Source organism: Acidovorax sp. 99 (assembly GCF_003096455.1).
In the GTDB taxonomy this organism is placed as follows: domain Bacteria; phylum Pseudomonadota; class Gammaproteobacteria; order Burkholderiales; family Burkholderiaceae_C; genus Acidovorax; species Acidovorax delafieldii.
Window position 1 is genome coordinate 2,541,648 of the sequence record NZ_QEKU01000001.1, and the last position, 23,384, is coordinate 2,565,031.

The window sequence follows — 23,384 nt, forward strand, 5'->3', positions numbered from 1 at the left end:
ATGCCCCTTCTTTCTTCTTACAAGAGCAGAGATTTCACCATGAACCAGACAGTATTGGGGCGCAGGCAGTTTTCGGTGGGCATGGGCGCCGTGGCGCTGGGCGGGTTCGGCCTGGCGCGTGCGCAGGGCGAGGGGCGCATCGTGCTGGGGCAGTCGGCCGCCTTCACCGGCCCGGCGGCGCAGCTGGGCGTGCAGTTCAACCAGGGTGCCAAGCTCTTTTTTGACCAGCTCAACGCCCAGGGCGGCGTGGGCAAGCGCATGGTGGAGATCCGCACCATGGACGACGGCTATGAGCCCGACCGGTGCGCCGAGAACACCCGCAAGCTGATTGCCGACGAGGTGTTTGCCCTGTTTGGCTACATCGGCACTCCCACCAGCCTGGCTGCGCTGCCACTGTTCACCAAGGAGAAGGTGCCGTTTTTTGGCCCCTTTACCGGCGCCGAGGCGCTGCGCCAGCCGTTCAACCGGCTGATCTTTCATGTGCGTGCGTCCTACTACGACGAAACCGCGCTCATCGTGCGCCAGCTCACCAACCTGGGGCTCAAGAAGATTGCGGTGTTCTACCAGAACGACGCCTACGGCAAGGCGGGGCTCGATGGCGTGACCCGTGCGCTGGCCGAGCTGAAGCTGGCCCCCGTGGCGACCGCCACCGTGGAGCGCAATTCCACCGACGTGAAAGCGGCCGTGGACAAGCTGGTGCCCGCCACGCCCGATGCGGTGGTGCAGATTGCCGCCTACGCCGGCAGCGCTGCCTTTGTGCGCGCGGCGCGCAAGGCGGGTTTTGGCGGCACGTTCTACAACGTGTCGTTTGTGGGCACGCAGGCGCTGGCCGACGAGCTGGGCAAGGACGGTGCGGGCGTGGTGGTGTCGCAGGTGGTGCCATCGCCCTACCAGCCCTCGCGCCAGATCACGCGCGAGTTTCTGGAGGCCATCAAGAAGGGCGGCGACAAGGTGCAGCCCAACTACTCCAGCATGGAAGGCTATCTGGCTGCACGCGTGTTCGCCGAGGGCCTGCGCCAGGCCCAGGCCGGCGGCAAGATCACGCGCGAGAGCTTCATCACCGGCACCGAGTCCATCGGCAACCAGGTGATCTCGGGCTTTCCGGTGTCGTTCAGTGGCACCAGCCACGCGGCCTCGAAGTTTGTCGAGATGTCGATGCTGACCGGGGACGGCCGGGTGAGAACCTGATTTCCCCCTGAGCCGCTTCGCGTCTTCCCCAGAGGGGGCGCCACCGGTGGCCTGGCAAAGCCAGCTCCACGGTGGCACTGGTTTATGTCGCGCCCAGCGCAATCCTCGCGCGCCTTACGTTGCCCTGACCTGCTAGCCGCGCGTCAGCCGAACGACTTGGTGCGCGCCAGCCCCTGCATGAACGCTTCGCAGCGGCCCAGCTGCTCCAGACTCACGTATTCATCCGGCTGGTGCGCCTGCTGGATGCTGCCGGGGCCGCACACCACAGTGGAGATGCCCGCATTCTTGAACAGGCCCGCCTCGGTGCCAAAGGCCACCAGCGTGGTGCTCTTTTCGCCCGACAGCTCCTGCGCCAGACGCGTCACCGGGTCGTCCTTGCTGCCCAGAAAGCTCGGGATCTCGCAGATGGTCTCGAACTCAAAGCCCGCGGCAGGCGCCACCTTCTTCATGGCAGGCTCCAGCGATTTGGCGTAGGCCACCACTTCAGACTGCATCTGCGCGGCGTTGGCCGTGGGCAGGTCGCGGAACTCGTAGCGGAACTCGGCGTCGCGCGGCACCACGTTGTCGGCGATGCCGCCGTGGAACTGGCCCACGCTGCTGGTCGAGAAAGGCACGTCAAAGCCCTCGAAGCGGGGCTCGTTCTTTTCAAAGTCTTCCGCCATGTCGCGCACCCGGCCCACCACGCGGGCGGCCATCTCGATGGCGTTGACCGAATGCGGCGTGAGGGACGAATGCGCCTCCTTGCCACGCACGCAGCACTTGTAGCGGTACACGCCCTTGTGCGCGATGGCAGGAATCATGCTGGTGGGCTCGCCCACGATGCAGGCCAGGGGCTGGATGTTGGCATCGCGCAGGTCGGCGATGAGTTCCTTCACGCCAAAGCAGCCAATCTCTTCCTCGTAGCTGAACGCGTAGTGGAGGGCAAACGGCGCATCGCTGTTCAGGAACTGCTCGGCCTGCGACACGGCCACGCCGATGAATGCCTTCATGTCGGCACTGCCGCGCCCATATAGGTTGCCGTCCTTGACCAGTGCGCTCAGCGGGTCCATGGTCCAGTCCTGCCCATCCCACGGCACCGTGTCGGTGTGGCCCGAGAGGATGATGCCCGCGGGCTTGCCCTCGCCCAGCGTGGCGAACAGGTTGGCCTTGGTCTTGTCTTCGTTGAAGGTCAGGCGGCTTTTCACGCCCAGCCGGGCCAGGTGGTCGCGGATGAAATGGATCAGCTCCAGATTGGAGTTGTGGCTGACGGTGTTCATGCGCACCAGGGTTTGCGCAAGTTCGAGGGCGTGGGCAGAAATCATGGGTGGCTAGCGAATAACCCGGGTTGGCACGTGTGTTGCTCCCGGGCTAGACTGTGAGATCGTAAGGACACATATCATGAACGTTATTGACTCCATCGTCACCCAGGCGGCCAGTATTGCAGCGGTGCGCCGGGACATTCACGCCCACCCCGAGCTGTGCTTCGAAGAGGTGCGCACCGCCGACGTAGTGGCGCAAAAGCTCACGGAGTGGGGCATTCCCATCCACCGGGGCCTGGGCAAGACGGGCGTGGTGGGCATCGTCAAGGGGCGTGACGGTGGCGCCAACGGCCGCGCCATCGGCCTGCGCGCTGACATGGACGCCCTGCCCATGCAGGAGTTCAACACCTTCGCCCACGCCAGCAAACACCAGGGCAAGATGCACGCCTGCGGCCACGACGGCCACGTGGCCATGCTGCTGGCGGCGGCCCAGCACTTTGCCAAGCACCGCAACTTTGACGGCACCGTGTACCTGATCTTCCAGCCGGCGGAAGAGGGCGGCGGCGGTGCCCGCGTGATGATCGAGGACGGCCTGTTCGAGCAGTTCCCCATGGAAGCCGTGTACGGCATGCACAACTGGCCCGGCATGCCCGTGGGCACCTTTGCTGTGAGCCCTGGCCCGGTGATGGCATCGACCAGCGAATTCAAGATCACCATCCGGGGCAAGGGCGGCCATGCGGCGCTGCCGCACACCGGCATCGACCCGGTGCCGATTGCCTGTGGCATGGTGCAGACCTTCCAGACCATCATCAGCCGCAACAAGAAGCCCGTGGACGCCGGCGTGATCTCGGTCACCATGATCCACGCGGGCGAGGCCACCAACGTGGTGCCCGACAGCGTGGAACTGCAGGGCACGGTACGCACCTTCACCACTGAAGTGACGGACCTCATCGAAAAGCGCATGCGCCAGATCGCCGAGAACCATTGCGCTGCGCACGACGCCACCTGCGAGTTCGAGTTCGTGCGCAACTACCCGCCCACCGTCAACTCCCCCGCCGAGGCCGAATTTGCCCGCAAGGTCATGACCGGCATCGTGGGTGAAGAGCGTGTGGTGGTCCAGGAGCCCACCATGGGCGCCGAAGATTTTGCCTACATGCTGCAGGCCAAGCCCGGTGCGTACTGCTTCATCGCCAACGGCGACGGTGCCCACCGCGAGATGGGCCACGGCGGCGGCCCCTGCATGCTGCACAACCCCAGCTATGACTTCAACGACGACCTGATCCCGCTGGGCGCGACCTACTGGGTCAAGCTGGCCGAGGAATGGCTGGCCCAGCCTGCCAAAGCAGCCTGAAGCAGCCTGAAGCAGCTTGCAGCGGCGTTGACCCTCCTCCACCCGGGCGCGCGCAGCGCGCGTGCCCGGGTTTTCTTTTTGTCTCCCCACTGACTCCTGAAAGCCCTGCCCATGACCGGAATCGTTGAAGCCTTCTCGCCCAGCTATGCCCAGGCGCGCACCAAGTTTCTGGAGGCCGCCGCAGCCGCCGGCCTGCCCATCGAATCGCATGCCCACCCGCTCAAGGGCCGCGATGGTGAAGACCTGGCGATGGACGTGGTGCGCGACGGCCCGGCGGATGCGAAGAAGCTGCTCATCGTGAGCAGTGCCTGCCATGGCGTCGAGGGCTACTGTGGCAGCGGCGTGCAGGTGTTTGCGCTGCACGATGCCGAGTGGCGCGCCAAGGCGCGCGATGCGGGCGTGGCCACGCTCTACATCCACGCGCTCAACCCCTATGGCTTCTCGCACGTGCGCCGCTTCACACACGAGAACGTGGACTTGAACCGCAACTTCCAGGACTTCAGCAAGCCCCTGCCCGTGAACACTGCCTACCGCGAGGTGCAGCCCCTGCTGCTGCCCGAGCAGTGGCCGCCCGGCCCGGAGAACCAGGCGGCGGTGGCGGAGTACATCGCCACCAAGGGCGAGGCCGCGTGGCAGGCCGCCATCTCGCAGGGCCAGCACGAGTTTCCGCAGGGTGTGTTCTTTGGTGGCACCGAGCCCACCTGGAGCAACCGCACGCTGCGCCAGGTGCTGCGCCAGCACGGTGCCGCAGCTTCCAAGATTGCCTGGATTGACCTGCACACCGGCCTGGGCCCCAGCGGCCATGGCGAGCGCATTTATGCCGGCAATGACGACGCCGTGGCCGTGGCCCGCGCGCGCGCCTGGTGGGACGGCGGCGGCGCCACGCCGGTCACGTCGATCTACGACGGCTCGTCCACCTCGGCCTTCCTCACCGGCCTGATGTGGACCTCGATCTACGACGAGTGCCCCCATGCCGAGTACACCGGCATTGCCATGGAGTACGGCACGGTGCCCGTGCTCGACGTGATGAACGCCATCCGTGCCGAGCAATGGCTCAATCTGCACCCCGAAACTCCGGCTGACAAGGCGGCCCAGATCAAGGCGCAAATGCTGGCGGCCTTCTACACCGACACCGACGTGTGGAAGGGCCAGATCATCAGCCAGGCACGGCAGTCGATGTTCCAGGCGGTGGACGGGTTGACGGCCTGATTTTGTGTTCCAGAGGCCTCAGGCGATAGTGCTATATGCCTGAGATGCTATCAATATGGTAGTGGGTGCGCAGGGGTTTGGCGGGTAGTACGGTTCAGGAGCGTTGGGGTTGCCACCGTGGGGCGGCTACCATCGCCCCAAAAACCAGGAGACACCATGGCCTCTGACCCTCTGCGCGCGCTGAGCCGCAGCCTGCTCCGGCTGTCGGAGCAAGCCCAGCAGGTGGCACCGCAGGACTTGCTGCACCAGGCCATGCAGACCTTGCAGGGTCTGGTGCCTTTTGATTCCGCCTGGTGGGGCGAGGTCTCGGCGGGCGATGTGCAGGTGGCACCCCGCAACTGGCTGCACGGCAGCATTGGCCTGAGCCGCAGCTTTGCCGAGGAGTGGAATGCGCTGGCGGCGGTGGACCTGTTTGGGCTGCAATCCATGCAGCAGCTGGGGGTGGTGATCCGTGAGCGTGACGTGGTGGGCCCGTTACCCGAGCACCCGGAGGTGGCCGCCTTCAGCCAGCGCCACGGCCTGTACCACTGCATGGCCCTCACGGCCGAGCTGCCCCACAGCGGGCTCATGTTTTTTGTCTCCATCTACCGCCCGCCAACGCGGCCGGAATTCTCGGACGGAGAGACCGTGCTGTTCGGCGAATTCGTCCTGCACCTGCTGCAGCAATGGCACCACCGTCTGCAGCGCCTGCAAAGCGACACGCCCGGCCGCCCCTGGGACAGCTTTGCCCTGGCCCGGCCGTCGGGCGAACTGCTGTTTGCCGGGCTGCGCATCAGCCGGGCGTTGGGCGAAGCCAGCCCCGGCTGGCACGGCACCCACCTGCCGCCGGTGGTGGCGCAGGCGCTGGGGGGCGCGCCCTGCACCCTGTCGGTGGGCAAGGCCTGCCGCCTGCGCTTGGAGCCCTGCGGGCCACTGGTGGCCGTGAGCCTGGCGTCGCGCCAGCACAAGCAAGCCCTGGCACCGCGCGAGTTGAGTGCCGCCATGCTGTACGCCCAGGGCCGCTCGCACAAGGACATTGCGGCCACGCTGGGCCTCACGCCCGCCACGGTGCGCACCTACCTGCGCACGGCCTATGCCGCGCTGGGCGTGAGCAACAAGCTGGAGCTGGTGGCCGCGCTGCGCCACCAGTAGCGATCGGCGGCGGGGCGCTACGCGCGAGTTTGCAGGGCTCGGTAGTTTCCCGCTCCCTCTGCATTTGCAGAGGCTGCAACCACGCCGCCTTTTCCTATCGTCCGCACCGGAGTCCAGTCGCTGGTGCCGGTCATGCCGCCGCCCCGCTGGGCTCCTGAAGAACCGTCATAACAGGAGACCCTTGCATGTTCCCGAACCCCCACCCCTTCGCCGTGGCGTCCCGACGCCACCCTCACCCCCTGGCACGCGCAGGGCGATGGACCGCTGTCTGCACCCTGGGTGCTGTGGCAGCCCTGGCCCTGACCGCCTGCGGCGGCGGCAGCGACGCCAATCCCCCGCTGGCCAGCAAGCCCCTGGCTGAGGCCTGTGCCGCCTACGCATCCACCGCCTTGCCCCATGGCGCCAAGGTCACCCGTACCGAGCTGCGCAAGGCCGAGGGCACGTTGCCCGACGTGTGCATCGTGCGCGGGCAGATCGTCTCGTCGCCCGAGTCCACCATCCACTGGGCGGTGGAGCTGCCCACACTGACCCAGTGGAACGGCAAGACGCTGACCATTGGCGGTGGCGGCTTTGACGGCTTCATCCCCACCGACGACCCGTGGTACCAGCAGCTGGTGGGCCCGTCGGCCAACCCGTACGTGAAGATCAGCTCCGACTCCGGCCACCAGATCCGCGGCTTTGCCTGGGGCAAGAGCGACGTGGCGCTGCGCAACCACGCGTTCGACGCCAACCATTTCGTGCTGGAGGTGGGTACCACGATCGCCACCGAGTTCTATGGCAAGCGCCCCGTGCGGCGCTACCACATGGGCCATTCCAACGGTGGGCGCTCGGGGCTCATCTCCACGCAGAAGTACCCCAAGGACTACGACGGCGTGGTCGCCATGGAGCCCGCCATCGCCCAGCAGGCGCACCAGGTCAACCTGGGCCCCACGGTGCTGCGCCACATCTTCAAGAGCCGCGACAACTGGATGAGCCCCGCCAAGATCGCGCTGTATGCCAAGGCCGAGGTGGCGGCGTGCGACGGCCTCGATGGCCTGAAGGACGGCATCATCGGCAACATCGAGGCGTGCAACTATGTGCCCACCGACCTGCTGTGCCAGGGCGCGGACAACGACAGCTGCCTCACGGCTGGCCAGATCGAGTCCATCCGCCTCATCTACAGCGACCACAAGACGCCCGTGACCCTGTCGCGCGGCGCCGTGGGCTACCCGCGCTATGGCCGGGGCGGGGCGTCCACGTCGGACTGGCAGTCGTACATGTTCGGCACCAGCTTTGACACGCCCGATTCGTTCAACCACATGGCCGTAACGGAAGCCGCGCGCCTGGTGGAGGGCAACCCCAACGCCAACATCCTGAGCCACGACCCCACGCAGTACCAGGCGCAGTACGCGCGGCTGGCCGAGATGATCGATGGCACGGACCCCGACATCTCCGCCTTTGCCGACAACGGCGGCAAGCTGCTGATCTGGTACGGCCTGGGCGACACCTGCGTGTCGCTGTACCGCACGGCAGACTACTTCGACACGGTCAAGCAGCGCCTGGGCGCCAGCAAGGTGCAGGGCTTTGCGCGCATGGTCACCTCGCCCTCCAACGGGCATGACCTGGACGGCGCAGGCACCGAGCCGCGCTCCATCGACCTGCTCGCCGCCATGGACGCCTGGGTGGAAAAGGGCGCGGCGCCTGACAAGCTGGTCGCCACGAAGTTCGCCCCCGGCACCAGCACCCCCGTGGCGCAGCGCCCGGTGTGCGAGTACCCCAAGTTCCCGCGCTACAACGGCACGGGCGATCCGGCCAAGGCCGAGAGCTTTACCTGCTCTGCGACCTGAACGCGGTGCTGGATGCAAAAAGGCACGCCCCTGGGCGTGCCTTTTTTGTGTGTCCAGTCGTCAGGATGCCAGCGCGCGCATCTCTGCGATCAGGTCCGACTTGCCTTCGAAGCCGATGCCCGGCAGCGGCGGCAGCGTCACGTAGCCGTTCTCGACCTTCACGCCATCGGGGAAGCCACCGTAGGGCTGGAACAGGTCGGGGTAGCTCTCGTTGCCGCCCAGGCCCAGGCCTGCCGCGATTGCCAGCGACATCTGGTGGCCCCCGTGTGGAATGCAGCGGCTGGGGGACCAGCCGTATTCCTTGAGCATGTCGAGCGTGCGCAGGTACTCCACCAGGCCGTAGCTCAGCGCGCAGTCAAACTGCAGCCAGTCGCGGTCTTTGTGCATGCCGCCGTGGCGGATCAGGTTGCGCGCGTCCTGCATCGAGAACAGGTTCTCGCCCGTGGCCATGGGGCCCTTGTAGACCTCGCCCAGCTTCGCCTGCAGCTGGTAGTCCAGCGGGTCGCCCGCTTCCTCGTACCAGAACAGCGGGTACTGCGACAGGGCCTTGCCGTAGTCGATGGCGGTCTTCAGGTCGAAGCGGCCGTTGGCGTCCACCGCCAGCTGCTGGCCCGGGCCCAGGATCTTGAGCACCGACTCGATGCGCTCGCAGTCTTCGGCCAGCGTGGCGCCGCCGATCTTCATCTTGACCACCGAGTAGCCGCGCGCCAGGTAGCTTTCCATTTCCTTCTTGAGGCCATCGAGCCCCTTGCCGGGGTAGTAGTAGCCGCCAGCGGCGTAGACGAACACGCGCGGGTTGGGTGTGCCGTTGCCATAGCGCTCGGCCAGCAGCTGGAACAGCGGCTTGCCGGCAATCTTGGCCGTGGCGTCCCACACGGCCATGTCGATGGTGCCCACGGCCACCGAGCGCTCGCCGTGGCCGCCGGGTTTTTCGTTGATCATCATGCGGGCCCAGACCTTGTGCGGGTCCAGGTTCTCGCCCGTCTCGTCCAGCAGGCTGGCCGGCTCAGCCTCCAGCACGCGGGGGATGAATCGGTCGCGCATCAGCGCGCCCTGGCCGTAACGGCCGTTGGAGTTGAAGCCGTAGCCGATCACCGGCTTGCCATCGCGGATCACGTCGGTGACCACGGCCACAAGGCTCAGCGTCATCTTCGAGAAGTCGATGTAGGCGTTGCGGATGTCCGACTTGATGGGACGGGTCGATTCGAGGATGTTGACGATCTTCATGGTGGTCGCGTTGGTTGGCAAAGAGGGAAGGGTGCGGGATCAAAAGGAAAGATCAGCGGGCGAGCGAAGAGCCCCCGCAGATCGCGATGTCCTGCCCCGTGATGGCGGCGGCAGATTCAGACAGAAGAAAGCCCACCAGTGCGGCAATCTCGGCAGGCTCGATCAGGCGGCCGATGGGCGGCAGGCGCGGTGCACTGCCCTGGCGGGCGGGGTCGTTCAGCATGCCGGTGGCGGTGGCGGTGGCTGCGGGCGAGACGACATTCACCGTCACGCCCTGCGCGGCCACCTCGGCGGCCCAGCTGCGCGCCAGTGCAATCAGCGCGGCCTTGGTCGCGGCGTACTGACCGCGCCCGGCCATGCCCTGCGCCACGCGGCTGCCAATGAACACCACGCGCCCCTGACCGCGCTGGGCCATGCCGGGCACGATGGCATCGGCCAGCCGGGTGGCGGCATCCACATGCAGGCGCCACATCAGCTCGCCGCCCGCATGGTCGAGCTGGCCCAGCGGCCCCACGCGCAGCACGCCGGCCGCATGGACCAGCGCGTCCACGCCGGGCAGTGCAGCGGCCACGCGGGCGATATCGGCACCATCGGCCAGGTTGACCGGTGTATGGGTGAACGAGGGGTGAACGACCGTCGCCTGGGCCACATCCAGGCCCGTCACGCGCCAGCCGCCGGCCAGCAGCGACTCGGCGATGCTGCGGCCTATGCCGCTGCTGCTGCCGGTGACGATGGCGTGGCGGGCATTACTCGACACGGATATTCCCTTCGGTGACGATCTTCTGCGAGCGCTCCATGTCGCTGCGCTGGAACTTCGCAAAATCCTCCACGCTGCCCGGTGTGGTCAGCAGCCCTTGCTCCTTGAGCTTGGGCGTCATCTCGGCCAGGGCCTTGTTCACCTCGGTGTTCAGCCGCTGGGTGATGTCGGCCGGCAGCTTGGCCGGGCCCCACAGGCCATACCAGCTGTAGAACTCGTAGCCCGGAATCGTCTCGCCCACCGTGGGCACGTCGGGCAAGCTCGCTGCGCGCTGGGCGGAGGTGACGGCCACCACGCGCAGCATGCCGCTCTTGTGGTACTGCAGAGACCCCAAGATGGGGTCGATGAACCCGTCGATCTGCCCGCCGATCAGGTCCTGGAACGCAGGCGCCGTGCCCTTGTAGGGCACGATCAGGTAGTCGAGGTTGCCTGCGCGCTTGAGCAGTTCGGTCGAGAGGTGCCCGGCCGACCCGATGGAGCCCACGGCGAAGGTCATCTTGCCGGGGTTGGCTTTGGCGTAGGCCATCAGCGACTTGATGTCGGTGACCGGCAGGTTCTTGTTGATGGCCACCGACAACGGGGCCTTGGCCACCAGCGCTACGGGTGTGAAGTCCTTGACCACGCCGTAGGGCACGGACTTCATGGTCATGGGCGCCGTGGTGAAGGTGGATGCGTTGAACAGCAGCGTGTAGCCGTCGGCCGGGGCCTTGGCCACCACGTCGCCGCCAATCACGCCATTGCCGCCCGCCTTGTTCTCGACGATGAAGTTCTGGCCCATCTGGTCGCCCAGCTTTTGCGCGAGCATGCGGCCCACGGTGTCGAGCGTGCCGCCTGGCGGAAAGGGGATGACCATCCGGATGGGCTTGGTGGGGTAAGCCTGCGCAAAGCTGCTGGCCGCCATCGCGAGTGTGGCTACACCCAGGGCGGCGCGGAGGAAAAGGTGGCGTTGCATGGTGTCTTGTCTCCTTGTCGGTTTTCTTGTGTGCAATCAGGCGCGGGGGACTCAAAATCCCCCGCGCCTCGCAGGGACCGCTCAGCGCTTGAGCAGGCCGGCCTGCTTCACTGCAGCGCGCAGCGCTTCGACTTCCTTGGCGTTGGGCGCCTCGGTCGGTGGGCGCACGGTGGCGTCGTCGATCACGCCTGCCAGGTACATGCCACCCTTCATGCGGGCGTGGGCCTCGCCAGTGGGCTCGCCGCCGCCATACACCGCGTCTTTCAGGGGCGTGATGACAGCCTGCACCGCCATGGCTTTCTTCAAGTCGCCGGCCTTCACCGCATTCCACAGATCGATGATGAGCTGGGGGATGAAGGTCGCAAAACCCACCAGCGCGCCGTCCACGCCCTGCACCATCGAGGCCAGCAGGTACTCGTCGTGGCAGGTCAGGATGGCCTTGGACGCGTCGGCCTCGCGGATCGCCTGGATGTCGCGGGCGTACTTGTTCATGTCGCGCTGGCCCACCTTGAAGGCCTGCAGGTAGGGCAACCGGGCCAGGTCGGCCAGCAGCTGCGACGAGTACGAGGCACGCGTCCAGGCCGGGTAGACGTGGCAAACCAGATCGGCGTTGGGCGCCGCCTTGTGGATGGCCTCGAAGTACTGCAGTGCATGGCCGGGCGTGAAGCCAAAGCGCAGCCAGTGGTGCGGGGGCATCACGTCCAGCGCTACGGCACCCGCCTCGACGGCAGCACGGGCATGGTCGGCCGCGTCGGCCAGGCCTTCGCAGACGATGGACGAAATGACAGGCATGCGCCCCTTGAGTTCGTCGGCCACGATGCGGGTGACCTCGGCGCGTTCAGCCGGTGTGAGGGAGAACACCTCGCCGGTGTGGCCGTTGGTCATGACGGCCACCACGCCCTCGTGGCCCGCCAGCCAGGCGGCGAGCTTGCGCAGCGCGGGCTCGTCGATGCGGTGGTCGGGGGTGAAGGGGCACGAGATGGCGGGGATGATCCCGCGATAATTCGAGATGGCAGGCATGCTTTCTTGTCTCCGTTGGAAAAGCTGGTGAACAACGGGGTGGATCATTCCGCGCCATGCTGCAGCGGTCCAATACTCGAATCGCATACAACTATCTACCGATCCATCGCGGAGACACATGGGACCCGGCAACCGACCCCTGGACCTGGAATGGCTGGAGGATTTCCTCGCCCTGGCCGAGACGGGCAATTTCTCGCGTGCGGCGGAGGCCCGCGCCATTGCCCAGCCCGCCTTCAGCCGCCATATCCGCGCCCTGGAGGACTGGGTGGGCGTGGAGCTGTTCGACCGCAGTGCCCATCCTGCGGCGCTCACGGCGGCAGGCCAGCGCTTTCTGCCGCTGCTCGAAACCATCCTGGCCAATCTGGAGGCCGCGCGCATCAAGGCCCGCGCTGCACACGACCTGGCGGCTGCCAGCCTGCGCTTTGCGGCCACGCACGTGCTCTCGCTCACGTTTTTTCCGCGCTGGCTGGTGGGCATGGAGGCGCGCCTGCGGGCGGGGCCCATCCAGACCATGTCCGACAGCTCGCAGGCCTGCGAAGACCTGATGCTCCAGCGGCGTGTGCAGTTTGTGCTGTGCCATGGCCACGCCGAGGTGCCGGGGCGCCTGGACGAGGCGCAGTACCCCATGTGCCGCCTGGCGGACGACCGGCTGCTGCCAGTCAGTGCGCCACAGCCCGGCGGCGCAGCAGGCCAGCCGATGCATGCGCTGGGCCAGCAGACCCCGGTGCCCGTGCTGGCCTACAGCGAGGCGTCGGGCCTGGGCCGCATCATGCGGGCCCGCATGCGCGGGGTGTTCGCTGACGGTGCTGACGGCCCGGTGGCGGTGGTGTTCACCGCGCACCACGCGGTGTTGCTCAAGACTCTTGCCCAGGAAGGGCGGGGCGTGGCCTGGCTGCCCGAAAGCCTGATTGCCGACGAGTTGCGCGCCGGCACGCTGGTGGCCGCCGGGGGCACCGACTGGAACGTGCCGGTGCAGATCCGCCTGTACCGCCAGCGCGCCGAGATGTCGCCAGTGGCCGAGTCCTTGTGGGAACTGGCGGTGGCGCAGGTGGCACCGCAGGCCTGAGCGCTTGCCGTTCCCCTGGCTGGCAGCCGATTCTTAAAGCCCCAGGTCGCTCAGCCCCGGATGGTCGTCCGGCCGACGCCCCAGCGGCCAGAAGAACAGCCGGTCTGCGGCCTGGATGGGGCGGTCGTTGATGCTGGCGTGGCGCACGGCCATCAGGCCTGCGTCGTTGAACTCCCAGTTCTCGTTGCCGTAGCTGCGGTACCACTGGCCTGCGTCGTCATGCCATTCGTAGGCAAACCGCACGGCGATGCGGTGGCCGCTGAACGCCCACAGCTCCTTGATGAGGCGGTAGTCCAGTTCGCGTGCCCACTTGCGCTCCAGCAGCTGCCGGGCGGCCTCGCGGCCCACGGGGAACTCGGCGCGGTTGCGCCAGCGCGTGTCCTCGGTGTAGGCCAGGGCCACGCGGGCAGGGTCGCGCGAGTTCCAGCCGTCTTCGGCCAGGCGCACTTTCTGGACGGCGGTGTGTTGGGTAAAGGGGGGCAAAAGCGGGCGTGTTTCCATGGGAACCTCGACGGTGAAGGGTTAATGTAGACAAGTCTGTCTACGTGCCATCATAAAGCCACGTAGACAGACTTGTCTACAATGAGCGAATGACCTTTGATCCTCTCCCTGTCGGCTGGCAAGGCCTGCCCGCCCGAGACCGCCTGCTGCACACGGCGCACGCGCTGTTCTACCGGGATGGCATCCGCGCCACGGGCATCGACCGGGTGATTGCGGAGTCTGGCGTGACCAAGGTGACCTTCTACCGGCATTTCCCGAGCAAGAATGCGCTCATCTGTGCGTATCTGGAGTACCGGCACGCGGGCTGGATGGGCTGGTTCGCCGACGCGCTGCAGCGCCATGCGCACGCGCTGCCCTCAGGGGCGGATCGCACGCGGGCATTGGCGCCTGCCCTGGCGGAATGGTTGGGCAGCAAGCACTTTCGGGGCTGTGCCTTCATCAACAGCGTGAGCGAGCTGGGAGACACCGTGCCGGAGGTGCTGGAGATTGCGCAGCGCCACAAGCGCGACATGACGGCGTTGCTGGCGGCCTTGTTGTCAGCGCCTTCCCACCGTGCGCAGGACGCGCAGGCGCTCACCCTGGTGGTGGAGGGCGCCATCGTGCGTGCGCAGATGGGCGAACCTGTCGCCGCGGTGGTGGCCGCAGTGTCCCTCCTGACGGATGCGCTGGTGGCGGCGCCTCCTCAGCGCAAGGGGTGAGCCTGTCGGTCGATAGGAAAGATGGGAACGTTTCTGGCGGCCGCCCGCATGGTCAGTCCAGCCGTGCGCCTTGTGTGGCACCGTGGCGGGTGCGCTGGTCGTACTGCTTCTCGCGTGCCACGTGGTCCTGCAGCAGCCGGTGGCCCAAGGCGTTGGCTTCGCGCTCCAGCGTGGCGCAGTCGGACGCTGCGGGCATCTGGCGGATGGCCTGGTCAATGGCCTGCGCTGCGTCGCGCCCGATCTGCACATGGCCTTGCTCGTGGTGGGACAGCGCCTGCAAATAGCGGTCAAAAACCGCCTGCTGCGACGGGCTGGCGGCCTGCAGGTCGGGCAGCTGCACTTCGGTGCGCAGCCGGGTGTTGACTTCGGTGATCGCACAGCGGCCCGAGGCTTCGCGCCACCAGCGGAAGGTCCAGCGCACGTTCCAGCGGGTGTAGCCATGAAAGCGCTGTCCACCCACCGAAATGGGGGTTGCAGCATGCAGGGCATCGCGCAGTGTCTCTCCGGGCTGGGCGCGCACCACGTAGGGCCGCTGGGTGCTTTCTTCCTCCACGGCCGCGTGTGCCCCACCCGCAGACAGCAGCAAGGCCACCACCCACCCGAGACGCACGCAGGGTGGTGGCTCTGGCAACGCAGATGCGTTCAGTCGCCCCACGGCAGCATCAGCGTGAGCAGCGACAGCTGGTCGAACTCGGGCGCAAAGGCATCAATGATCTGCTGCGGCTCGGGGCACAGGGTGGTGTCGGTGATCACGCCAAACTGCACGCCACCGCCGTAGCTGAGGATGGAGACCCCGAGGCCAATGTCGCCCGACTGCGGCACCCAGAACATGCACTGCGTGACGCGCGATCCGCACAGCGTGAGCTGTTCCTTGGGGCCGGGCACGTTGGTCATCACCGCCGTGGTCTTGCGGCCGAACAGGTTGAGCAGAGCGTCCTGTGCGGGCTTGATCATCAGCCCCGCCACCGCCAGCATGGCGAACGCCAGGATGGGCTGGGTGCTGCCCTTGAGCGCATTCATGCGCTTGCGCACTTCGTACACGCGCTCGATGGGGTTGGCCACGCCAATCGGCAGCACCAACGGTACCAGGCCAAAGCGGTTGCCCAGCTTCCAGGCCTCTTCCATGGGGCGCAGGTTCACGGGGATCATGGCGCGGATCTCCTGGCCCGTGGGGTCGTCACCCTGGCTGCGCAGGTAGCCGCCGATGGCGCCCGCCACGCACGACAACAGCACATCGTTGATGGAGCAGTTGAGCGCCTTGCCGATGGCCTTGACCTCTTCGAGCGGGATCGGCGGGCACCAGGCCACGCGTTTGGCGCTACCGGGCTGGCCCTTGAGGCGGGTGGGCGAGTCGTCGGGCATCAACGCCAGCGCGGCCGCATCGCTGACGAGCTGGTAGGCCACGCGGGCCATGTCGGCCGTGCCCGAGAGCCCATGCTGCATGGCCTTTTCCGGGTCACCCAGCATTTGCAACGACTTGGCCGCGCTGTCGCCTGCCAGGTCCAGCGCCTTCACGGTGAGGCCGGTGAAGGGCTTGATCAGGGCATCCGCAATCCAGTCCTCGGCCGTGGCGGCTTCCTTGCCCGTTCGCGCCTTGCCCTTGGGGGGCTCCGAGCCGCCATCCACCAGCGACATGGTCACCGAGATCAGGGCAATGCCGTCGGCGATGCAGTGGTGGATGCGCACGATGAGCGCGCTGCCTTGGGTGCCGTCGTCGCCCACAAAGTCTTCGATCAGGTGCATCTGCCACAGCGGGCGGCGGGTATCGAGCGGCTGCATGGCGAGTTCACCCACGCGGTCTTGCAGCGCACGCTGCATGCTGTGGCCTTTGCGGTGGGGCAGCTTCTCGCGCAGTACGTGGGCGGCGATGTCGAAGTTGCGGTCCTCCACCCAGGTGGCGCCCGCCGCGTCTTCCACCACCCGCTGGCGAAAGCGCGGGTACTGCAGCAGGCGCTGCTGCACGCGTTCGCACAGCGCCTCCCAGGTGATGCCGGGCGACAGGGTCCACACGCCGTTGATCATCATCAGGTTGCTGTGCGAATCCATGCGCAGCCAGGCGGTATCGACCTTGCTCATGCGCTCGCCCGACAGGCCCAGCATGCCGGTGGCCGCGCGGCGCATGTTCTTCTGCACCACGGTGGCGGCTTTGCGGGCGGCGGGGGGCAGGGCCTGGGCCGCCTTGCGCGCCACCTCAGGCCCTTGGTCGCGCAGGGTGCGCAGGGGGCTCGTGCTGTGGCCGGGTGTGGCTTTGCGGGGGGCAGGAATGCGGGTCACCATCAGATGTACACCTATTGTTTGATTTTTGGGGGCTTGCCTCTATGGATTGAGCGGCCCCAGGCCATGCTCAGCCCGTAAGATACAACGCAGCAAACCCTTGCCGACACCGTTCTTTCCCTCCCCTATACAAACCCAAGGAGCACCGACATGGCCGACCTGAACGCCACCTTCGAAGCCGCTGTGGCCAATTCCAAGAACCTGAGCGAGCGCCCCGACAACGCCACGCTGCTCAAGATTTACGCGCTGTACAAGCAGGCCACCGCTGGCGACAACACCGAGAAGAAGCCCAGCTTCTCCGACATGGTGGGCCGTGCCAAGTGGGACGCCTGGGAAAAGCTCAAGGGCACCAGCGCCGACGAGGCCAAACAGCAGTATGTGGACCTGATCACCTCGCTGAGCTGATACGGCGTACTCCCAAAGAAAAAGGCGACCAAGGTCGCCTTTTTCTTTGGGTGCAACGGCGGTCTAACGCTGAACCCACCCCTTGGGCAATCCCGCCTCCGGCGTCATCCCATAGACCGGCTCGCCCGGCAGCCCCGCCTGCAGCGGCGCGCGCGCGGCCATCAGGCGCTCCAGGTCCACCCCCGTGGTGATGCCCATGGCCTCAAACATGAACACCAGGTCTTCGGTCACCACATTGCCCGACGCGCCCGGCGCATAGGGGCAACCGCCCAGCCCGCCCAGCGACGCATCAAAGGTGCGCACCCCCACGTCGTAGGCCGCCAGGCAGTTGGCCAGGCCCAGGCCTCGGGTGTTGTGCATGTGGGCCGCCCCGGCCTTTGCACCCAGCTCGGCGCGCAAACGCGTGAACAGGCGGCGCACCTGGGCCGGGTTGGCCATGCCGGTGGTGTCCGACAAGCCCACCTCGTCGGCACCGGCCTCGGCGCACAAGCTTGCGAGCCAGATCACATCGTCCTCGGGCACCACGCCCTGCAGCGTGCAGCCAAAGGCGGTGGACAACCCCACCTCCACCAGCATGCCGGGCGCTAACTCATCACGCAGCTGTGCCACGGCGCGCACCTCCTCGACCATGGCCTCGCGCGTCTTGCGCACATTGGCCAGCGAATGGGCAGCACTGGCCGACACCGGCAGGGTGACCTTGTGCACCCCTGCTGCCAGCGCCGCCTCGGCGCCGCGCAGGTTGGGCGCCAGGGCCATCACGGTGATGCCGGGGTGGGTGAGCGCGTGCTGCACCACTTCGGCCACATCGGCCATCTGGGGCAGCAGGCGGGCGGGCACGAAGGAGCCGACTTCGATCTCGCGCAGGCCGGCCGCCACCAGGGCGTCGATCCAGCGCAGCTTGTCGGCCGTGGGCATGGTGGCTTTGACGGACTGCAGGCCATCGCGCGGGCCGACTTCGCTGATGAGGACTTGGGGTTGTGTCATGGTGCTGGACGGAGGATGCCGCCGAGCATAGCGCGCTGGCGCTGCCAGAAGGTGCTCTGGGGGTTTTGAACAAAGTGGCAATTTGTGATGCCATACCGGCAAACAGCCCAGCAATATGCAGCAGATTGGGCGATTCCCATTGTTTTGGCGCTTCGGGACACTGCTTGGAGCCGTATCCATTCCCATTCGGAGACAAGCGCCATGCCCTCACACCATCCTTTTTCCACCCGCTACCTCAGTGCCACCGATGTCATCGACATGGTGCAGTGCAAAGGCGTCGAGGCCTGCCTGCGCGGCATTGCCGACTACATCCTGGCCGACTTTCTGCGCTGGGGCGCGTTCGACAAATCCGCACGTGTGGCCAGCCACTCGCGCGACGGCGTGATTGAACTCATGCCCATTGCCGATGACCAGACCTATGCGTTCAAGTACGTCAACGGCCACCCCAAGAACACGCGCTGGGGCCTGTCCACGGTGATGGCGTTTGGCGTGCTGGCCGATGTGGCCACGGGCGCGCCGCTGCTGCTGAGCGAGCTCACCCTCACCACCGCGCTGCGCACCGCCGCCATGTCGGCCGTGGCCGCCCGCGCCCTGGCGCGGCCTGGCAGCAGCACCATGGCGCTGATTGGCAACGGTGCACAGAGCGAGTTCCAGGCGCTGGCGTTTCACCATCTGCTGGGCATCGACACCCTGCGCCTGTTCGACACCGATCCGGCTCCAACGGCCAAGCTGCAAGCCAACCTGCAAGGCACGGCGGGCCTGCGCACCGTGGCCTGCACCAGCACGGCCGAGGCGGCGCGCGGTGCAGACATCGTGACCACGGTGACGGCCGACAAGACCAACGCCACCATCCTCACGCCCGACCTGCTGGCGCCCGGCATGCACATCAACGCGGTGGGCGGCGACTGCCCCGGCAAGACCGAGCTGCACGCCGACGTGCTGCGCCAGGCCCAGGTGTTTGTGGAATACGCGCCGCAGACGCGCATCGAAGGCGACATCCAGCAGCTGCCTGCCGACTTTGGGGTGACCGAGCTGTGGGAAGTGCTGGCAGGCCAACACACCGGCCGGGCCAGCGATGCCGCAATAACGGTGTTTGACTCCGTAGGCTTTGCGCTGGAGGACTTTTCTGCGCTGCGCTTCTTGCGCGACGCGGCGGCCGAGCTGGGCATGGGCCAGCCCATCGAACTCATCCCCCAGCTGCCCGACCCGAAGAACCTGTTTGGGCTGCTGCGCACGCACAATCCACTGCTGCGCGCTGTGGCATGACGCTAGCCAGGCCCCCGCTTCTCAGCGTCTCAGTCCCTCCACACCACACTGCTGGCCGCGTCGGCGCGGGTGGTGCGGAAATGGTTGGCCGGGTGGGCTGGGTCTGCCATGCCGAACGAAATGCCGCAGACAATGCTGCGGTCCTCGCCAATGCCCAGCACGTCACGCAGCACGCCGGGGTAGGAGGCCAGCGCGGCCTGCGCGATGGAGCCCACGCCCAGGCTGTGCGCGGCCAGCATGAAGTTGCTCACATACGCACCGCAGTCCACCGCGCCGTACACGCCCAGGGCCTCGTCGCTGGTGACGATGGCCACATGCGGCGCACCAAACATGGTGAAGTTCTGCGCCGCCTGGCGCGCCGAAGCTTCGCGGTCGCCCTTGGCAATGCCCAGGGCTTCGTACAGGCCCCAGCCACATTCGCGCCGCCGCTCCTGGTACACGCCCCGGTATTCGCGGGGCCAGGGCAGGTCGGGCTGGGGTGCCGCGGCGAGCATGTGGGATTGCAGGGCGCTGCGCAGACGCGCCAGCGCAGCGCCGCTGGCAATGGTGAGTTGCCAGGGCTGCGCGTTGCACCACGAGGCCGTGCGCTGCGCGGCGGCCAGGATGGCTTCGATGGTGCTGCGCGGGAGCGGCTCGGGCAGAAAGGCGCGGCAGCTGTAGCGGGTGTGCAGCAGCGTGGAGAGGGTGTCAAACGCCGGGCTGTGGGCGCTGGCCTCGTTCGCGGTGGATGTCATGGCGGGGCCCTTGCGGCTAGGCCTTCTTGGCCTTGGGGGCTGGCTTGCCGGCATCCGTGTCTGTCGCCGCTTTCTTCTTGTCGGCCGCTGGCTTCTTGGCACTGGGGTGCGGTGCATTGAGCAGCGCATCCAGCTGTTCGCCAATCTCGGCCTCGATGCGGTCCTTGAAGGCGCCCAGCAAGAAGCCCAGCTGGGCCTTCATCTCGAACTGGTGGGCATCCACCAGCAGCGTACCTTTGACGCCGGTGCGGGTGAACGTGAGCAGGTCTTCCTTCTCGCCCTCTTCGTAGGTGCATTCCATGTCGAATTTTTCTTCGGCCTTCTCGGCCCAGGAGAAGGCGACCTTGCGGGCTTCCTTGAAACCCAGATGGTGTTCGCGGTGGATATGAATGTCAGGCACCGGCTGTCTCCTTGAGGTGTTGCGGGTCAGGTAAAAGGGCGCGCAGGGCCTCGTGCCGCTCGGGCTGGGGCTGCTGCGTCAGTTGTCGTACGGCATCATAAAACCGGGGCCAGTTGCGGCCCTCGCGTTCAAACAAGGCCTCGAATGCAGGCACCAGTTCGTCGTAGGCGGCCTGGGCCGCAAAGCTGGCGTTGTTGGCCTGGGCCACCCAGCGGTCGTAGCCGGCCACCTGGGCGGTTGTGGCCCGGGGCGGCGTGCCGCCCGGCGCGTCCAGCCAGCGTGCGCGCAGCGCGGCATAGTCGTCTCGGAAAGCCTTCATTGCTTCTGTTTTCATAGCATTCAGCGCATGATCCTCTGGCGCTTGAAGCTCTTTTTGCTCATAAATGGCCGCCAGGCGGGTGCGTGTGGCCCGGGTGAGCGCGCGGAAGGCGCTGCGCCGCGCCTCGCTGGTGGCATAGGCTTCGCGCGCGGCGGGGGTGGATTGCGTGGCCAGCCACTGCGCCACGCCGAGGCGCTCCACCGCCGTGGCAAAGGACTCGTTGAACAAGGTGTCGTTTTGGGCGTAGACCACCTGGTGCGCCAGCTCGTGGAACAGCAGGCGCACAAAGTCGCCCTCGGGCCAGGCGATGAAGGTGGACAGCAGCGGGTCGCCGCCCGCCCAGTTCATGTAGCCCAGCGTGGAGTACGCGGGGACGCCGTACACCTCCACCTCCAGGCCCTGCGCGGCCAGCTCAGCGGCTTCGGCCTGAGCTGCGGCCTCGGTGAAGTAACCCCGGTAGCCGATGCAGCCTGTGACCGGGAAGCACCAGGTGTGCAGCGTCAGCGAATAGGGCGGTGCAGCCACCACATTCCACACGGCGGCGGAGCGCTTCAGGTCGGCATAGCGGCGGTAGCTGGCGTTGTCGGGCAGGCCGAGTTCGGTGACCGCAAAGGCCCGCGCACGTTGTGCGAGCTGCAGCCGCTCGCGCAGGGCGGGCGAGATGTCTTTGCGCGCCACCCAGTCGTCAATGGGTTCTGCGGCATGCATGATCTGCATGTGCCCGCGCAGCGATTGCCAGTAGTAGCCCCAAGCGTTGGAGGGGCCGGTGGTGCTGGCGCAGCCGCCCAGCACCAGGCAAAACATCAGGCTGAAAGTGGCCCGCAGGCGGGAAAGTGGCTCACGCATGCAGTGCAGTTTATGGGCAGATCGGGCCCTTTGTCTCCGCCCTGTCAGCAGCCTGGCTGTGGTGGTTTCTAGAATGCCGCGCATGATCCCTCCGACTGCTCAAGACCCTGTTCGCCCACCCGCACTGGCCGACGGCCTGTTCGCTGACGAGGCCGGTTGCCCGCGTTGCTCCTGGTGCCAGGCCACGCCGCTGTACCGCCACTACCACGACACCGAGTGGGGCTTCCCGGTGGCGGACGACCGCCGGCTGTTCGAGAAGATCTGCCTGGAGGGTTTTCAGTCGGGCCTGAGCTGGCTCACCATCCTGAACAAGCGCGAGGGCTTTCGCGCAGCGTTCGTGAACTTCGACGCCGAGCAGGTCGCGGCCTTCGGCCCGGCCGAGGTCGAGCGCCTGGTGCAGGACACGGCCATCGTGCGCCACCGGGGCAAGATCGAGTCCACCATCAACAACGCGCGCCGCGTGCTGGAGCTGCGGCGCGAGTTCGGCTCGCTCGCGCACTACGCTTGGCGCTACGAGTCCGCCGCCACCGACCGGCCAGAGCGCATCACGCGCGAAGTGGCGCGCACCCTGTCCACTTCGGCCGCATCCATCGCCATGTCCAAGGACCTGAAAAAGCGAGGCTGGAGTTTTGTGGGGCCGACCACGGTGTACGCCTTCATGCAGGCCATGGGGCTGGTCAATGACCACCTGGAGGGCTGCCATTCGCGCCCGGCAGCGCTGGCGGCGCGCAAGGCTTTTGTGGTGCCGCGCGGCTGACTGATGGATCGACGGAGCGATAGCTCGTTCAGGCCCGCGCCACAGGCCGAAGCAGCCACAGCGCTGCCAGTGCGGCCAGGCCCAGCAGTGTGGTGAGCCACAGGGCGGCGGCGCCAGCGTGGTCTAACGCCATGCCAAACAGCACCGGTGCAAACGCCTGCGCCACACGGGCGGGCACCATCATCAGGCCCTGGCGCGCGCCGTAGCCCGCAGGGCCAAACAGCACCAGCGGCAGCGTGCCCTTGGCAATGGTCAGGATGCCGTTGCCCGCGCCATGCAGCAGGGTGAACACCGCCGCCGCAGGCCCGCCCAGCACCATCAGCAGGCCCGCGCCCACAGGGTGTGCAGCGGCAGCCAGCTGGGCCGATAGCAGCGGGTGCAGGCGGCGCAGCAAGCCAAATTCCAGCAGGCGCGCCGCCACCTGGGCCGGGCCCACCAGCGCGGCCAGGGCCACTGCCGCCTGCAGCGATGTACCGCTGGCCTGCAGCAGGCGCGGCAGGTGGGCCGCCATGGCGGTGCTGGTGAACCAGGTGACGGCAAACACAAACGACAGCAGCACGGTGGTGAGCAGGGGGTGAGCGGCAGCGGACTGGGCGGGCGCCGCCGGTGCCGAGGTGGCCGCCACAGGCTCATCCGTTGAAGGTGGAGGCGGCTTCTTTGTGGTGTCGGCACGGGGCAGCCAGCCATTGAGCGGCACGCCCACCAGCAGGTGCAGCGCCGCCCAGCCCGCACACGCGCCACGCCAGCCCCACTGCGTCTCCATCCAGGCCGACAGCGGCCAGCCCACCGTGCTGGCAAACCCCGCAATCAGCGTGATGCCGGTGATGGCGCCGCGAGCGCCCTGGCCGTACAGACGTACCAGCGTGGCAAATGCGGCCTCGTACAGGCCCGAGCCCATGGCGATGCCCATCAACACCCACGCGGCAAATAGGCCCACAGGGCCTTGCGCCAAGGCCATGCCCGTCAAAGCAGCTGCAAACAACAGGTTGGTGCCCACCAGCACCGGGCGGCCGCCGTGGCGGTCAATGGCCCGGCCCGCGAAAGGCCCGAGCAGCGCCGACACGATAAGCGCCACCGAAAACGCCGCGAACACGGTGGATGTAGCCACGCCCAGGTCGTGCGCCATGGGCGCGGCCAGCATGGCGGGCAGGTAGTAGGACGAGGCCCAGGCCAGGGTCTGGGCCGTGCCCAGGCGCGCCACAGTCCAGCGTTGCGAGGCGGCGCTCATGCCGCGC

The 23,384-nt window shown here is 67.1% G+C and carries 23 protein-coding genes; 10 read left to right on the forward strand and 13 right to left on the reverse strand.

Going from position 1 to position 23,384, the window contains the following annotated elements; all coding sequences use genetic code 11:
* The first annotated feature begins 39 nt into the window (after positions 1 to 39).
* Positions 40 to 1,188: an ABC transporter substrate-binding protein gene (locus C8C95_RS11950; RefSeq protein WP_116748716.1), complete on the forward strand. Its 1,149-nt coding sequence runs from the start codon at positions 40 to 42 to the stop codon at positions 1,186 to 1,188.
* Positions 1,189 to 1,331: 143 nt separating this feature from the next.
* Here C8C95_RS11950 and argE read toward each other — a convergent pair whose 3' ends face one another.
* The gene (gene argE / locus C8C95_RS11955; protein ID WP_116748717.1) at positions 1,332 to 2,489 is read right to left on the reverse strand and encodes an acetylornithine deacetylase; all 1,158 of its coding nucleotides are present in this window, start codon (positions 2,487 to 2,489) and stop codon (positions 1,332 to 1,334) included.
* 76 nt (positions 2,490 to 2,565) lie between these two features.
* Between argE and C8C95_RS11960 the strand changes: the two genes are divergently transcribed.
* From C8C95_RS11960 to C8C95_RS11975, 4 genes are all read left to right on the forward strand, one after another.
* The gene (locus tag C8C95_RS11960) at positions 2,566 to 3,777 is read left to right on the forward strand and encodes a M20 aminoacylase family protein (RefSeq protein WP_108626405.1); all 1,212 of its coding nucleotides are present in this window, start codon (positions 2,566 to 2,568) and stop codon (positions 3,775 to 3,777) included.
* A 111-nt stretch (positions 3,778 to 3,888) separates the two neighbouring features.
* A complete protein-coding gene (locus tag C8C95_RS11965) occupies positions 3,889 to 4,986 on the forward strand; it encodes a M14 family metallopeptidase (RefSeq protein ID WP_116748718.1) in 1,098 nt (365 codons plus the stop codon).
* 156 nt (positions 4,987 to 5,142) lie between these two features.
* Positions 5,143 to 6,117: a LuxR C-terminal-related transcriptional regulator gene (locus C8C95_RS11970; RefSeq protein ID WP_116748719.1), complete on the forward strand. Its 975-nt coding sequence runs from the start codon at positions 5,143 to 5,145 to the stop codon at positions 6,115 to 6,117.
* A gap of 185 nt (positions 6,118 to 6,302) precedes the next feature.
* The gene (locus C8C95_RS11975) at positions 6,303 to 7,943 is read left to right on the forward strand and encodes a tannase/feruloyl esterase family alpha/beta hydrolase (RefSeq protein ID WP_243415685.1); all 1,641 of its coding nucleotides are present in this window, start codon (positions 6,303 to 6,305) and stop codon (positions 7,941 to 7,943) included.
* A gap of 60 nt (positions 7,944 to 8,003) precedes the next feature.
* Here the strand turns inward: C8C95_RS11975 and C8C95_RS11980 are convergent, their stop codons facing one another.
* The 4 genes from C8C95_RS11980 to C8C95_RS11995 all read right to left on the reverse strand — a co-directional run bounded on the left by C8C95_RS11980 (position 8,004) and on the right by C8C95_RS11995 (position 11,899).
* Complete coding sequence (locus C8C95_RS11980; RefSeq protein ID WP_116748720.1) at positions 8,004 to 9,170, reverse strand: mandelate racemase/muconate lactonizing enzyme family protein; 1,167 nt, start codon at positions 9,168 to 9,170, stop codon at positions 8,004 to 8,006.
* A 52-nt stretch (positions 9,171 to 9,222) separates the two neighbouring features.
* Entirely contained in the window at positions 9,223 to 9,927 is a 705-nt protein-coding gene (locus C8C95_RS11985) for an SDR family oxidoreductase (protein ID WP_116748721.1), read from the reverse strand.
* Entirely contained in the window at positions 9,917 to 10,879 is a 963-nt protein-coding gene (locus C8C95_RS11990) for a tripartite tricarboxylate transporter substrate binding protein (RefSeq protein WP_099731431.1), read from the reverse strand. The genes C8C95_RS11985 and C8C95_RS11990 overlap by 11 nt, the downstream gene beginning before the upstream one ends.
* Positions 10,880 to 10,960: 81 nt before the next feature.
* Positions 10,961 to 11,899, reverse strand: a complete 939-nt coding sequence (locus tag C8C95_RS11995) for a dihydrodipicolinate synthase family protein (RefSeq protein WP_056745719.1) — start codon at positions 11,897 to 11,899, stop codon at positions 10,961 to 10,963.
* A 118-nt stretch (positions 11,900 to 12,017) separates the two neighbouring features.
* Here C8C95_RS11995 and C8C95_RS12000 point away from each other — a divergent pair, with 118 nt between their 5' ends.
* Positions 12,018 to 12,965 carry a LysR family transcriptional regulator gene (locus C8C95_RS12000; RefSeq protein WP_116748722.1) on the forward strand — a complete coding sequence of 316 codons (948 nt, stop codon included), beginning with the start codon at positions 12,018 to 12,020 and terminating at the stop codon, positions 12,963 to 12,965.
* A 33-nt stretch (positions 12,966 to 12,998) separates the two neighbouring features.
* Here C8C95_RS12000 and C8C95_RS12005 read toward each other — a convergent pair whose 3' ends face one another.
* Positions 12,999 to 13,466, reverse strand: a complete 468-nt coding sequence (locus tag C8C95_RS12005; protein WP_116748723.1) for a nuclear transport factor 2 family protein — start codon at positions 13,464 to 13,466, stop codon at positions 12,999 to 13,001.
* 89 nt (positions 13,467 to 13,555) lie between these two features.
* On the opposite strand from C8C95_RS12005, the gene C8C95_RS12010 reads away from it, so the two are divergent.
* Positions 13,556 to 14,164, forward strand: a complete 609-nt coding sequence (locus C8C95_RS12010) for a TetR/AcrR family transcriptional regulator (RefSeq protein WP_116748724.1) — start codon at positions 13,556 to 13,558, stop codon at positions 14,162 to 14,164.
* Positions 14,165 to 14,216: 52 nt separating this feature from the next.
* Here the strand turns inward: C8C95_RS12010 and C8C95_RS12015 are convergent, their stop codons facing one another.
* Together C8C95_RS12015 and C8C95_RS12020 are read right to left on the reverse strand one after the other, a co-directional pair.
* Positions 14,217 to 14,774 (reverse strand): DUF922 domain-containing protein, encoded by a 558-nt coding sequence (locus C8C95_RS12015; protein ID WP_116748725.1) that lies wholly within the window; start codon positions 14,772 to 14,774, stop codon positions 14,217 to 14,219.
* Positions 14,775 to 14,806: 32 nt separating this feature from the next.
* Positions 14,807 to 16,441 (reverse strand): wax ester/triacylglycerol synthase family O-acyltransferase, encoded by a 1,635-nt coding sequence (locus tag C8C95_RS12020; RefSeq protein WP_116748726.1) that lies wholly within the window; start codon positions 16,439 to 16,441, stop codon positions 14,807 to 14,809.
* Positions 16,442 to 16,588: 147 nt separating this feature from the next.
* Here C8C95_RS12020 and C8C95_RS12025 point away from each other — a divergent pair, with 147 nt between their 5' ends.
* A complete protein-coding gene (locus tag C8C95_RS12025) occupies positions 16,589 to 16,843 on the forward strand; it encodes an acyl-CoA-binding protein (protein WP_060985084.1) in 255 nt (84 codons plus the stop codon).
* A 63-nt stretch (positions 16,844 to 16,906) separates the two neighbouring features.
* Here the strand turns inward: C8C95_RS12025 and C8C95_RS12030 are convergent, their stop codons facing one another.
* On the reverse strand, positions 16,907 to 17,827 hold the full coding sequence (locus C8C95_RS12030; RefSeq protein WP_116748727.1) for a hydroxymethylglutaryl-CoA lyase: 921 nt from the start codon (positions 17,825 to 17,827) through the stop codon (positions 16,907 to 16,909).
* A gap of 201 nt (positions 17,828 to 18,028) precedes the next feature.
* On the opposite strand from C8C95_RS12030, the gene C8C95_RS12035 reads away from it, so the two are divergent.
* On the forward strand, positions 18,029 to 19,093 hold the full coding sequence (locus C8C95_RS12035) for an ornithine cyclodeaminase (RefSeq protein WP_116748728.1): 1,065 nt from the start codon (positions 18,029 to 18,031) through the stop codon (positions 19,091 to 19,093).
* A 29-nt stretch (positions 19,094 to 19,122) separates the two neighbouring features.
* On the opposite strand, the gene C8C95_RS12040 is transcribed toward C8C95_RS12035, so the two are convergent.
* Genes C8C95_RS12040 through C8C95_RS12050 form a run of 3 tightly spaced genes read right to left on the reverse strand, consistent with a single transcriptional unit; the run spans position 19,123 to position 21,392 of the window.
* Entirely contained in the window at positions 19,123 to 19,827 is a 705-nt protein-coding gene (locus C8C95_RS12040; RefSeq protein ID WP_116748729.1) for a nitroreductase, read from the reverse strand.
* Between the two features lie 16 nt (positions 19,828 to 19,843).
* The gene (locus tag C8C95_RS12045) at positions 19,844 to 20,227 is read right to left on the reverse strand and encodes a polyhydroxyalkanoic acid system family protein (RefSeq protein ID WP_116748730.1); all 384 of its coding nucleotides are present in this window, start codon (positions 20,225 to 20,227) and stop codon (positions 19,844 to 19,846) included.
* Positions 20,220 to 21,392 (reverse strand): aminopeptidase, encoded by a 1,173-nt coding sequence (locus C8C95_RS12050; RefSeq protein WP_116748731.1) that lies wholly within the window; start codon positions 21,390 to 21,392, stop codon positions 20,220 to 20,222. Before C8C95_RS12050 ends, C8C95_RS12045 begins: the two co-directional genes overlap by 8 nt.
* Before the next feature lie 82 nt (positions 21,393 to 21,474).
* Here C8C95_RS12050 and C8C95_RS12055 point away from each other — a divergent pair, with 82 nt between their 5' ends.
* Positions 21,475 to 22,149, forward strand: a complete 675-nt coding sequence (locus C8C95_RS12055; RefSeq protein ID WP_116750260.1) for a DNA-3-methyladenine glycosylase I — start codon at positions 21,475 to 21,477, stop codon at positions 22,147 to 22,149.
* Between the two features lie 28 nt (positions 22,150 to 22,177).
* Here C8C95_RS12055 and C8C95_RS12060 read toward each other — a convergent pair whose 3' ends face one another.
* Positions 22,178 to 23,377 carry an MFS transporter gene (locus C8C95_RS12060; protein ID WP_116748732.1) on the reverse strand — a complete coding sequence of 400 codons (1,200 nt, stop codon included), beginning with the start codon at positions 23,375 to 23,377 and terminating at the stop codon, positions 22,178 to 22,180.
* Positions 23,378 to 23,384 lie beyond the last annotated feature (7 nt).